At 39.1% G+C, this 11578-nt stretch carries 12 protein-coding genes and 1 pseudogene; 6 read left to right on the forward strand and 7 right to left on the reverse strand.

Annotated elements, in window-relative coordinates; genetic code table 11:
• Nucleotides 1-142: 142 nt before the first annotated feature.
• Complete coding sequence (locus CWC30_RS17190) at nucleotides 143-1186, forward strand: AI-2E family transporter (protein ID WP_013465095.1); 1044 nt, start codon at nucleotides 143-145, stop codon at nucleotides 1184-1186.
• Between the two features lie 39 nt (nucleotides 1187-1225).
• Here the strand turns inward: CWC30_RS17190 and CWC30_RS17195 are convergent, their stop codons facing one another.
• The gene (locus CWC30_RS17195; protein WP_013465094.1) at nucleotides 1226-2308 is read right to left on the reverse strand and encodes a flavin monoamine oxidase family protein; all 1083 of its coding nucleotides are present in this window, start codon (nucleotides 2306-2308) and stop codon (nucleotides 1226-1228) included.
• 297 nt (nucleotides 2309-2605) lie between these two features.
• Between CWC30_RS17195 and CWC30_RS17200 the strand changes: the two genes are divergently transcribed.
• Complete coding sequence (locus CWC30_RS17200; protein ID WP_036954510.1) at nucleotides 2606-2950, forward strand: VOC family protein; 345 nt, start codon at nucleotides 2606-2608, stop codon at nucleotides 2948-2950.
• Between the two features lie 1447 nt (nucleotides 2951-4397).
• Nucleotides 4398-4748 (forward strand): VOC family protein, encoded by a 351-nt coding sequence (locus CWC30_RS17205; protein WP_013465093.1) that lies wholly within the window; start codon nucleotides 4398-4400, stop codon nucleotides 4746-4748.
• A gap of 121 nt (nucleotides 4749-4869) precedes the next feature.
• On the opposite strand, the gene CWC30_RS17210 is transcribed toward CWC30_RS17205, so the two are convergent.
• The 5 genes from CWC30_RS17210 to CWC30_RS17230 form a co-directional block, all read right to left on the reverse strand.
• Nucleotides 4870-5283, reverse strand: coding sequence for a hypothetical protein (locus CWC30_RS17210; RefSeq protein WP_036954515.1), 414 nt, complete (start codon nucleotides 5281-5283; stop codon nucleotides 4870-4872).
• Nucleotides 5270-6607: an ATP-binding protein gene (locus CWC30_RS17215; protein ID WP_036954518.1), complete on the reverse strand. Its 1338-nt coding sequence runs from the start codon at nucleotides 6605-6607 to the stop codon at nucleotides 5270-5272. Before CWC30_RS17215 ends, CWC30_RS17210 begins: the two co-directional genes overlap by 14 nt.
• Nucleotides 6601-7275 carry a response regulator transcription factor gene (locus CWC30_RS17220; protein WP_008109187.1) on the reverse strand — a complete coding sequence of 225 codons (675 nt, stop codon included), beginning with the start codon at nucleotides 7273-7275 and terminating at the stop codon, nucleotides 6601-6603. The genes CWC30_RS17215 and CWC30_RS17220 overlap by 7 nt, the downstream gene beginning before the upstream one ends.
• Before the next feature lie 3 nt (nucleotides 7276-7278).
• A complete protein-coding gene (locus CWC30_RS17225) occupies nucleotides 7279-7539 on the reverse strand; it encodes a PepSY domain-containing protein (RefSeq protein WP_013465090.1) in 261 nt (86 codons plus the stop codon).
• Between the two features lie 163 nt (nucleotides 7540-7702).
• Nucleotides 7703-8005, reverse strand: a complete 303-nt coding sequence (locus CWC30_RS17230) for a YciI family protein (RefSeq protein WP_016900387.1) — start codon at nucleotides 8003-8005, stop codon at nucleotides 7703-7705.
• Nucleotides 8006-8193: 188 nt separating this feature from the next.
• Here CWC30_RS17230 and CWC30_RS17235 point away from each other — a divergent pair, with 188 nt between their 5' ends.
• A complete protein-coding gene (locus CWC30_RS17235; protein ID WP_013465088.1) occupies nucleotides 8194-9618 on the forward strand; it encodes a sodium-dependent transporter in 1425 nt (474 codons plus the stop codon).
• 54 nt (nucleotides 9619-9672) lie between these two features.
• On the opposite strand, the gene CWC30_RS17240 is transcribed toward CWC30_RS17235, so the two are convergent.
• On the reverse strand, nucleotides 9673-10314 hold the full coding sequence (locus CWC30_RS17240; RefSeq protein WP_013465087.1) for a CPBP family intramembrane glutamic endopeptidase: 642 nt from the start codon (nucleotides 10312-10314) through the stop codon (nucleotides 9673-9675).
• A gap of 231 nt (nucleotides 10315-10545) precedes the next feature.
• Between CWC30_RS17240 and CWC30_RS17245 the strand changes: the two genes are divergently transcribed.
• Together CWC30_RS17245 and CWC30_RS17250 are read left to right on the forward strand one after the other, a co-directional pair.
• On the forward strand, nucleotides 10546-10815 hold the full coding sequence (locus CWC30_RS17245) for an HU family DNA-binding protein (protein ID WP_013465086.1): 270 nt from the start codon (nucleotides 10546-10548) through the stop codon (nucleotides 10813-10815).
• Between the two features lie 222 nt (nucleotides 10816-11037).
• Nucleotides 11038-11463, forward strand: a pseudogene (locus CWC30_RS17250) (DJ-1/PfpI family protein); the annotation flags it as partial.
• Between the last annotated feature and the right edge of the window lie 115 nt (nucleotides 11464-11578).

Genomic DNA, 11578 nt, shown 5'->3' on the forward strand with positions numbered 1-11578 from the left:
ACACCACATAGGCTCTGCCTTGCCTTAATACCAAAAAGACGGCTGCAAATCTAATCTTGAAAGGCCAACAGACCCTTTAACATTTCATTCTATTGGGTTTTGCCTTACACTGAAGCCAAATAACAGCAATAGGATAAGAGTATTGGCAAGTTTAACTGGGGTAAATAAAAGCTTAATTATTTTTGCAGCGTTGGTCATTGTATTGGCGGGCATTAAAGCCGCAAGTGCTATTGTTATTCCGTTTATTTTGGCAGCATTCATCGCCATTATTTGTAGCCCACTCATTAATTTTTTTGCTCGCTACCGTATTCCAAAAGGCATAGCGGTGGTGCTTGTGGTGCTTATTATTATGGGCTTAGGTGTTAGCTTAGGCGGTTTAGTGGGGCAGTCGGTTAATGACTTTTCAAAGCAGTTACCTGAATACAAAGCACAGTTAAAAGAAGAATTTGTATGGCTGGTTGATATGGCGTCGCAATACAATATATTAATTAATAAAGAACAAATTTTGTCTATGTTCGACCCCGGTAAAATGGTTGATGTTGCCACCAATATGTTAACCGGCTTAGGTAGCGTAATGGCCAATATGTTTTTAATTATTTTAACGGTTGTTTTTATGCTGTTTGAAGGGCCCATACTTGGTAAAAAAATACATTTAGCACTAGACGACCCCGACAGCAAAATTAAGCAAATTGACCGCTTTTTAGACTCTATCAACTCTTATTTGGCTATTAAAACCCTAGTAAGTTTAGCCACCGGTGTAATTGCTGGTTTTTACTTATGGATACTCGATGTTGATTACTTTGTACTTTGGGGCGTACTGGCATTTATGCTTAATTACATTCCTAACATTGGTTCAATCATAGCGGCTGTGCCAGCACTGTTACTGGCGCTTATTACTCAAGGTCCTTTAGTGGCAGGCCTCGTTGGTGCGGGTTATTTAACTATAAATACCGTAATGGGTAATATTGTAGAGCCTAAATACATGGGTAAAGGGTTAGGGCTCTCTACGTTAGTGGTATTTTTATCGTTAATATTTTGGGGTTGGCTATTAGGCTCTGTGGGAATGTTGTTATCGGTGCCGTTAACTATGATTGTAAAAATAGCGCTAGAAGCCAGTGACGAAGGGCGTTGGTTAGCCACTATGCTTGGCACAGGTGAAGAAACCGTCATTAAATCAGAAGACTAATACCTTACAAAGGCGTGCCTAAGCACGCCTTTAACATTATTAAGTATTTATTAAATTAGCTAAGGCGCTATCTACGGCGTTTATAGCCCCCTCTAAATAGCCTGCTTCTTGCTTAGCAAACTCACTGCCCACAAAATGCACTTTTAACTGTTTGAGCTGCTCGCTAAGCCCTGAAAAATTAAATTCAGGATGCTGCGATACACCTAGTTGGTCATCCTTGTTGGCCACAAATTCATCCTCAGCCCAATCTTTTATCGTGCAATCAGTGGCAGTATAAGCCTGCTCACCATAAAAATAGCCAAGCTGATCAAGGCAGGCTTGGGTTAATTGCTCGCGAGTTACTTGACTTCGCTGTAAGTAAGGCACGCCAATAAAGCCAAATAGAGCAGGGTGAGCATGATCACTTGCTGACGCATCATGTATTTCTACTAACGGGCCAACACGGCTAAAACATTGCCCAGATAAGTTTTTATCTCGCCAAAAAGCGTGCTCAAAGGTGGCAACAAATTTTGCTTGGCCAGCCATCCACGTCGGCACCGACGTTAAACGCTGAGTTAAAACATTATCAGCCCATAAATGCGGGGTTAAATGCTGGCCGATCATTCTAGGGGGTAACGCAAACAGTAACTGATCGCAAGTAAAGTGCTGCGTACTCCCTTGGTAATTAGCGCTTATATGCCAGCCATCGGAGAGCTTTTTTACTTCGCTAACAGCGTGCTCTAATTTAACGGTGTTTGGGTCAAGCTGCTGATAAAGCGCATTAATAAGCTCGTTCATACCGTTTTGAATTCTAAATAGCTGCATTTCACCCGCCCCTGCAATTTGCTGAGCAGGGGCAGTATGCGATGCTTGATACAACACATCACCTTGGGTGTATTGCTCAAACACAGGGATGTTTAAAGCAGCAACTAACTGTTGAATATTAGGCTGGTGCGGAAATATCCAGGTAGGGCCCAAATCGTGGCCAATGCTGTTGTTAGTCGCTAAAAAGTGAGAGGCAATCCTGCCACCCAAATTGGCTTTGGCCTCTAATAATAAAAACGGAATATTTCGTTTTTTTAGGCTGTAAGCGGCATATAAGCCCGCTAAGCCACCACCAATAATAACCACAGGTTTATGCATTTTAAAATCACTTTAGCTAAGTCAATCTACTAGTAGGTAGTTTGTGGTTTTTATGCAGATTTGTCAAAACGTTTTATGGGCTAAGTGAGTAAGCTTTAGTGTGCACTCATACTCAGGAAAATGAGCGACGCGCGTATAGTATGCTAATTAGCACTGCTTAAAAGAATAAAACTTAATGATAGCAATGTGTTAGCTAATTTGTTAAAACTATATGTAGTAGAAAAAATAAGCGCAGCGCTGGTAGAGATATACGCGAGTCGCGCAATATAAAATTGTTAGCTGCTTTTGGAAAGAATCATGGATGTAATAGATATAAAAACATTTATCCCAAGTAAGGACTTCGAAATTTCAAAGTCTTTCTACTTGGAAATTGGATTTAAATCAGAGTACGTAACCGACGATCTCACACTTTTTGAAAACGGTGATTGTCTTTTCTTTTTGCAGCGCTTTTACAATGAAGATTTTGCCAAAAATTTTATGTTGCAAATCTGCGTTTCAGACATCTACGAAGCATATGAGTTATGCTCTAAATCCGAACACAAAACAAAGATTACCCCAATCCAACAAGAAGCTTGGGGTAAGATCTTTTATTTATGGGGGCCAGTGGGTGAACTGTTGCATATCACGCAGCTGAGCAGCTAACAAAACGCTGTTGTGGCTCCATTTGGTCGCTGGGACGCTAACACGTGGGTTGACTCGCTTCGCTCGGATTTTAGCCCATGAGCTTATTATTCAATAAAAATAATGTAGACACCCAATTTAAAACAAAAAATAGAAAACACCCATTAAAAGTGTTGATATTTTATAGACTTAAACAATCTTTGTTAATCTTTCTATGCAGTGCGGCAAGACATTACAAACAGCAACCGTCCCCATGATCGTTTATGATGCAAATCAAATTTAAGTACAAGTAGTTCTGTTTCAATGGAGATGAAGAGTGATATTAGTTTTGTTTTTTATGTTTATATCTTTTTTTAGATGTTGTTATCTTTACTTCATCTTAGTTAAGTTAAAAAGAAATAGAGCAACGGCTATCAGGATCGATATTGTAATATTATTGGTGCAAGTATACGTGGCAGTCTGTATTGAAAACTCGACTTATTTTTTATCGGATTCTGGGTTTGTTTTTGTTCTCATCGCAATGGTTGAAAGTATGGTGCTCAGGAAGAAATCATTAGATTAGTAGCAAGATCGTTCCTAATTTTTCAGAAGCTGAAGTAATTTCACTTAAGTCTCAGACGACTAAGGCAATATTTAAACATAGTGTGGTTGGCAGTAATTAAATTTCCGCACTTGTTCTGTTAACTTAAAACGACATTGATGCCACTAAAGTTAACCAAGAAAATTAAACTATAAAACTTTTTAAAAGATAAAAATGACAGGACTAATTTATCAGTGAGAATGATTGATAGAGTTTATGTCTGAAAATAATCCTTTTATGAAGAACAATTAACAACAGAGTAAAGTTGATGCATGTTTCGCTAAAGCCAGTATTCGTTAATAGGATAAGATGAGTGAGGGAATATACATTCAGTTAGTTGCTATTCTGGCAGCTTTAGGCTGGACCTTTTTACAGGTTTGTTGCCTGTTTATCGCTACACAATGTGTTTTTGGAATTGTGAATTTGGGATCTAATAGCTCAAGTATTCGTGAGAAAATATTACTGCATGCTGTTACGGGAGCTTTTTACTCTTTGTTTATTCTGCCATTTATTTCGTTAGGGATGTTTTACTTTGCCACGATTAATATTCAAGGCTGGTATGAGCTCAAACCGTCAATTTGGGTTTTTGTAACTTGGTGCGTCGGGTTGTTTATGTTCTTTTTTTTCATATCCTTAACGGAATGGTTGTGCGATCTAGTGAAAATAAACAAAAGAAACGTATGAATAACGATAATTAATATTAAATCAGCCCTTAATTTTGTACTTTCAAATGCTTTCTAAGTGGGTTTTATTCAGTATAAATTATAAATAGTGTCTAAGCGCATTCTTATTAAACTTTATCAGCTGTTTATGCTTTTGCTGCTATCTTTATTTATTACTAGTTCAAGTCGCAAATAATACAAACTAGAATAAGGGTAAAAAACTAAAATGACTCAAAATAATAAAATTAACTATATTGAAATTCCTGCACAAAATATTGCAGCTACAAAGGCTTTCTTCAGTACGGTGTTTGGCTGGTCATTTGTAGATTATGGCCCAGAATATTGTAGTTTTACCGCGCAAGGGGTTGATGGTGGTTTCTTTAAATCTGATTTAGTTGTTTCTACTAAAAACGGAAGCCCGTTAATTGTGTTATACAGTAATGACCTTGAAGCGACTCAAAATAAAATTGAAAAAGCTGGAGGCAAAATAATTAAGCCTACATTTTCATTTCCCGGTGGTAGACGATTTCACTTTAGCGACCCTAATGGAAATGAATTTGCGGTATGGTCAGAGTAATCACATAACAAAGTATAAAAACTAACAAAAATGCAGCCTTTGAGGCTGCACTTTTTAAAACACTAATAAACTGAACTCTAAATTACCAAGCCACAGCACACATCGCTTACCTATGAGCTAATTAAAGAGCCGTTTTAAGCTGCTGAATAAATTGCTCGGTCATGGCTATTTCACATTCTTTGTAGGTAACAACGGCTTGTTGTGCATTAGGTTGTTTTAGCATGTAGCGCCATTGGCAACTTCTTTGAATGTAATTGTCTTTAGCGTTAATACTTAGTTTAAATAATGACAAAATTTGGGTGTTGCCGGTTTCGCTTTCTAATGCAGATAGTTCAAAGGTACGCTTTTGGATCCAGCTATCTTGTTCTTGCTGTACTCTATTTAATTTGGCATCTAAACATTGTGTATATGCTTTGATTTGTTCGGGTAGGGCGTTTTTTTCAAGTGTGCATTCAAGCGGCGCTGCAACGCTTGGAACAGCCCAAGAAAATAACAGAGCTAGAGTAAAACAAAGAATATAGTTATTTTTTTTCATGGTAATTAAACTCGAGAATAAATTTTGCGCCGCCCAAACTTTGCGACTGAGAAATAGTTAACAACCCGTGATACGACTTCACCAAGTCAGATACAATCGCCATGCCAACACCATGGCCACTCTCGTAAGTATCAAGGCGCGTACCGCGTTGAAGCAATGACTCGCGTTTATCTGGTTGAATACCCGGGCCGTCATCACAAATACTAATGCTGAGCGTTTTAGCTTGTGAAACGTCAATACTGACTTGGGAGCGACAGGCTTTGCAGGCATTATCTATTAAGTTACCTAATAACTCCATTAAATCGGTTTTATCGCCTAAAAAGTAATCTTTATCACTCACTTTGCAATTAAATATGATGTCTTTATCGCGATAAACCTTACCCATTGCACTTAAGATAGAGTCGATAACCGGTTTGATGGGGGTTTGCTTTTTCCATGTATCGGAAGCCCCAGTAGCAGCACGTTTTAATTGGTGCTCGATCATCACATTAATTCGGTCGAGTTGTTCTTGTGCGTCGGCATCGTTGGCCAGTGGGCTTGATTTTAATACAGCTAGGGGCGTTTTAAGTGCATGTGCTAAATCGCTGAGTGAGGCGCGGTAGCGCTCTTTTTGGCGCTGCTGCGACTCTAACAATAGGTTGAGGTCGGCTTTTATTGTTTGTAGTTCAACGGGGTATAAGCCTTTAATTTCTTGAATATCGCCTGATTCAATAGCTTTTATTTCTTTATCTAGGCGCTGCAGCGGCCTTGCACTCCAAATAAAACCAATAGCCATTAACCCTGCTATAGCAATCCCCATTATAAACATCCAATCGACTAAGGTTTGTTTAAACCCGTCCATTAAACGCAGTAGGGCATCGTTGCGTTTTAATAAAATAAATCGTGCTTGCTCTGATTGGTCAATATTATTAAGAATGACCGTTAAGCTTAACTGCCAATAGGCGGTGTTGTTATAAACCACGCGTCTAAAGTCTGCAGCACCGGCTTTGGGCTCTATATATTGGGGAACAAAGTTAACGTTAACCGCCGACTCAGAATGCCAAATAGGCACATCGTCACGGTAAATCATGGCGTAGGTGTCTGAGTTTAGGTTATTGAGTTCGGGCGTTAAGATAGAGCTGGGCATGATAATACCGCGCTCGGTAAAATCAACCTCGGAGATGAGTGAATACAGGTGCGCTTCGAGGTTTTTTTCGGTGGCATCAACAAGTGACGCGTAATACGCCTTACCTATGGAGTAAAACAAAATAGGTAAGGCAACTAATAAAACAAAGACAAGGATAAATCCTTGCCTTATTTTTAACGAAATTTGCGGTGCTACCACTGGCTTTTAAGCCTGTAACCACGCCCACGTAGTGTTTCGACTGGGTTAAGCACACCGTCAGGGTCGAGCTTTTTACGTAAACGCAATACAAACACTTCAATGACGTTTGAATCAAGATCGAAATCTTGGTCATAAATATGTTCTGTTAACTCAGACTTTGAAATTACTTTTTGCGGGTTAACCATTAAGTATTCAAGTACTTTATATTCGTATGCGGTTAAGCTTAGCTCTTTGTCGTTTACCCACACTTGTTGTGAACGCGTATGAATTTTGATAGGGCCGGCTGTCATTTCTGGGTTTGCTTTACCTGCACTTCGACGAATAAGCGCATTACAGCGAGCAATGAGTTCTTCAACATGAAATGGCTTAGTTAGGTAGTCGTCAGCGCCCGCATCGAGGCCTTCAACTTTGTCTTGCCAGCGATCGCGCGCCGTTAAAATTAAAATAGGGATAGTGATCCCTTGGGCGCGGGCTTTGTTTATAAGCTCTATGCCATCTATTTTAGGCAGACCTAAATCAACCACTGCCATGTCTAAAGGGTATTCTGTTATATGAAAAAGGCCCGCTTCGCCATCGTGACATAAATCAACACTGTAACGCTCTTTTTCTAATGCATTGCGCAGATTATCTGCCAAATGTAAATCATCTTCTATTACTAAAATTCGCATTGGTTAATCCTTTTTCACTTCGCCAGTTTTTTTGTTTATCTTCAAATCGACGACGTGGCCGTCAGCTTTTAAAATTCGTACTGTATAAAATTGTGTTTCTTCTGAAATTTTTAATGTTGTACCGTCTGTAGTTTGTTTTGCAAGTATTACTGCTTTCTTTTTGCTTATCTCAACTTTATCGGGTGTGCTGTTAGTATTATTTGCATGGGCAACATTAGCCAAACAAAAAACAGCAATTAAATTGAGTGTTAATAATACACGCATTACGAAACTCCTAGAACATACCTGCTTAGCCTAAAAAACTAAGCCACTAAAATTTAATTACTCTATTGAGTATTTAAATTTTTATAAGACAAAGTCTAATTAAAAATGAGTGAACAAACCCTGAATTACTGGTTGCAGTTAAACAAGGCAACTCACGTTAATGTTAAGCAGGGAACACTTTTTTGAATGGTTTAACAATTGAGTTTTCATATACGCCACCCGCAACATAAGGATCATCTGCGGCCCATTCTCTGGCATCTTCTAAAGAGTTAAATTCAGCAATCACTAAAGAGCCAGTAAAGCCCGCATCTTGAGGGTCTTCACTATCAACCGCTGGAAGGGGGCCGGCTGTTAATAGTCGACCTTCGTTTTCTAGCGTTTGTAAACGTGCTAAATGAGCAGGGCGAGCAGCTTTTCTGTGCTCTAAGCTGTTCTGGACGTCCGTTGAATAAATCATATACAACATAAAAATACTCTCAAAACTTGTTAAATTTAATTAACTGCATACTAGCATAGCGTTGATAAATGGTGAATTAAAAGTGTTTATGGCGATGTTTACAGCAAGAATGTTTTTTTACGCGGTAATTGCTTGAAAAGCGTTGTGTAACACTGGTAGAGTCCCTTGGATAAGATAAATAATAACAAGGTTATTACATGAGTGAAAATAGAGAGCACTTTAGCTCCCGCTTAGGATTTATATTAGCAGCGGCGGGTTCTGCTGTGGGCATTGGTAACTTAGTAGGCTTTCCAGTTTCTGCGACTAAGAATGGCGGTGGTGCATTTTTGCTCGTCTATGCTTTGTTCGTCGCATTCATTTGTTTACCCGTCATGATGGCCGAAATGGCTATGGGTCGTCACGCACAAAAAGATCCTCTTGGTGCATACAAGGCGTTAGCCAATAACGATAAGAAATGGAAGTTTGCTGGCTTTTTAGCCGTGTTAACGCCATTTATGATTGCCGTTTTTTACATGGTGATCACGGTGTGGATTTTTGGTTACTTAAGCCAAACCGCATTTGGTAATTTGGATAAGTTGGCAAACCCTGGGCACTTTGATGAGTTTATTAATAGCTACACGGTGTTCGGCTACATGGCACTGGTTGTGGTGATTGTTAACTTAATATTGGTCGGTGGCGTAAAAGATGGCATAGAAAAAGCGGCTAAATTTTTGATGCCGGCGTTATTTGTCATGCTTATTATATTAGTGGGTTACGTACTCACCCTTGATAACGCAATGGCGGGTGTGAAGTACTATATTATTCCTGATTTTAGTAAAATGAATGCCAGTGTTCTTAATGGCGCATTGAGCCAAGCGTTTTTCTCATTGTCGTTAGGTATGGGTATTTTAATTACGTATGCCTCTTACATTTCTAAAAAAGATGACATTGTGGGCAGTGCGAAAATGGTTGCCATTACCGACTCATTAGTTGCCTTTGTTGCAGGCTTGATGGTGTTACCGGCTATTTTTAGCTTTGACCCAAATACCGATCCGACAAAGTTATCTGACTCGTCAGTTTCAATGATTTTTGTGTACTTACCAAAAATCTTATTAGCGTTACAACACGATATTGGCTACTTTGGCGCATCAGCCGTGGCATTTATTTTCTTCTTATTGGTATTTTTTGCTGCGATCACATCATTGGTATCTATTGTTGAAGTTCCAACTGCCACACTCAGCGACCGTAAAGGCATTAGCCGTAAAAAAGCGCTAGGCATACTTACCTTATCAACCGGTGTGTTAACCATTATGTGTATTATGTCGTTTGGTATGATTGACAGCCTAACTACCTTTACTAGCTACGGCAGTGGTAACAAGAGCTTTTTTGATATTGTATATGACGTATTCTACGACACTATTTTACCACTCAATGGTTTAATGGTATGTTTGTTTGTAATGTATAAATGGAAGAAAGTTCGTTTAAGTGAAGAGCTAAGACAAGGTTCGCCTAATTATGCGAATAGCTTTATGGAAAAGTACGTTAACTTTTCATTACAAACATTTATCCCAGCGATTTTACTGCTTATTTTTGTAAACACCGTTGCGACCAAGTTTTTTAATATCAGTATTTTTGGTTTTTAATTAAAACTTAATTTAATAAAGCCGCGCTTATCGCGGCTTTTTTGTTGCGGTTAGTTAATTCAGTGCACCCGAATCTAAGTAGTCACCAATCCCTAGGGTAAACATCCAAATGCCCCATAAGCTGTGCTCAATAACACAGGCAAAAGTTGAGCGGCTTTGCGCGTAGGTATAGGCAAACAGTAAGCCACCGACAAACGCTAAACTAACAGCTATCCAATTGGCGTAAATAATATGTGCCAATGCAAATACACTGGCGCTAATAATAATGCGCAACCATTTACTGGGCATAATGCGCTTATAGCGATGAAAAAAATACGTTCTAAATATTAACTCTTGCGGGATCACCGACAATAAAGGATAAAGCAGCAATAGCATCAGCCAATCGGAGAGGTTTTCACGCGGTAAAGTAAACCAGTGTCCTTGGTAGAGTAGGTTATAAAACACCCCTGAAAATAATGCGCCAATAAAGAAAAAGCTAAACATACGGCGCTTCACAGCAGAAAACTGCCCCATACTGGTTAATCTAAAGCGCTTAAAGTGAATGTCGTTTAGCAGCAGCATACAGCACACACTCATTAAAATGATCAGTGCTGGAATAAGCCAGTTAGATAAATACTGGCGAATATTAAAGCCAATTAAAGGCAGGATGATAAAAATAAAGGTAAATTCAAACCAGCGGTATTGATTAGCGTTCACGTTTGCTCACGGTGATTTTTATTTCACCTTAGCAAGCGATTAAGTCATCTTTATGACTATAAAACAGCCAAGCTGATTATATTTAAACCCAATGACTCTCACTAAGGCCCTTAGCCCTTGGTTAAGGTTGACTTACCCCCTTGCAACCCTTAGCCTGCCTGCTTTTATTTTTACATCATTGTATTGCCACGCTAGTTGGCTAAAGCCAGCGCGTGTATTTAGGAGCAAAAAATGAATAAGGCAGAACTTGTTACAGCCATGGCACACACGAGCGAGTTAACAAAAAAAGAGGCGCAATTAGCGTTAACCAGCTTACAAAAGGTGATTACCAAATCATTGTCTGAAGGCGATCAGGTACAAATATATGGTTTTGGCACTTTTGCATTAAGTTATTACCCAGCCCGTACGGGTCGTAATCCACAAACAGGCGAAGCAATAGAAATAGAAGGGGCTAATAAAGCCGTATTTAAGCCAGCCAAAGCGTTAAAAGACAGTCTTTAATTGTCAGTGCTTGTAAGGGAGTTTTGTTATTCAAACAAAGCATGTACCTTGCAGGCTATTTTTATTTTTAAAAAATGGCTGTGTAGTATCTGCAACCACTGTAAATAATTTACATAGCACTCTCATCTCTTTAAATAAAACGCCAATATTATCAATATGTTATTTTTGGTATGTGATATGCAAACCTCTCTGTGTATCAAAAAATAAGATAAGGAGTATTTAATGAGTAATTTACATAGCAGCACCCGTTTACAAGGTAAAAAAATTGCCATTTTAGCCACCGATGGATTTGAACAAAGCGAGCTACTTTCGCCGCAAAGCGCATTACTAGAGGCGGGCGCAGATATAGAGGTGGTGTCTATTAAAGAAGGGCAGATCACTGGTTGGAATAAAGATAATTGGGGTGAAAAAGTAACCGTTGATAAATTAGCTGCCGATGCCAATGCCGCTGACTACGATGCACTTTTACTGCCGGGTGGTTTGTTTAATCCCGATAGCTTACGTCAAAATACAGATGCCAAAGCGTTTGTTGATGGCTTTTTTGGAGCTAAGAAAAACAAACCTGTGGCCGCTATTTGCCACGCGCCGTGGTTATTAGCTGAAATTAATAAGCTCAGAGATAAAAAAGTGACTTCTTTCCCTAGGGTCTGTTGACCTTTCAAGGTTAAACTTGCAGCAGTCTGTTTGGTATTTAGGCAAGGCAGAGCCTATGTGGTGTGGTTATTCCCCATAAATAGGCGATAACGCAGCATAAATACCATAC

The organism is Pseudoalteromonas sp. S4741, assembly GCF_005886135.1.
Classification (GTDB): domain Bacteria; phylum Pseudomonadota; class Gammaproteobacteria; order Enterobacterales; family Alteromonadaceae; genus Pseudoalteromonas; species Pseudoalteromonas tetraodonis.

Excerpts from the sequence above, each read along its gene's own strand:
- CWC30_RS17210 (WP_036954515.1), bottom strand. The coding sequence starts at position 5,283 with ATGAAAAAAAATAACTATATTCTTTGTTTTACTCTAGCTCTGTTATTT.
- CWC30_RS17245 (WP_013465086.1), top strand. The coding sequence starts at position 10,546 with ATGAATAAGGCAGAACTTGTTACAGCCATGGCACACACGAGCGAGTTA.
- CWC30_RS17230 (WP_016900387.1), bottom strand. The coding sequence starts at position 8,005 with ATGTTGTATATGATTTATTCAACGGACGTCCAGAACAGCTTAGAGCAC.
- CWC30_RS17200 (WP_036954510.1), top strand. The coding sequence starts at position 2,606 with ATGGATGTAATAGATATAAAAACATTTATCCCAAGTAAGGACTTCGAA.
- CWC30_RS17220 (WP_008109187.1), bottom strand. The coding sequence starts at position 7,275 with ATGCGAATTTTAGTAATAGAAGATGATTTACATTTGGCAGATAATCTG.
- CWC30_RS17235 (WP_013465088.1), top strand. The coding sequence starts at position 8,194 with ATGAGTGAAAATAGAGAGCACTTTAGCTCCCGCTTAGGATTTATATTA.
- CWC30_RS17195 (WP_013465094.1), bottom strand. The coding sequence starts at position 2,308 with ATGCATAAACCTGTGGTTATTATTGGTGGTGGCTTAGCGGGCTTATAT.
- CWC30_RS17205 (WP_013465093.1), top strand. The coding sequence starts at position 4,398 with ATGACTCAAAATAATAAAATTAACTATATTGAAATTCCTGCACAAAAT.
- CWC30_RS17225 (WP_013465090.1), bottom strand. The coding sequence starts at position 7,539 with ATGCGTGTATTATTAACACTCAATTTAATTGCTGTTTTTTGTTTGGCT.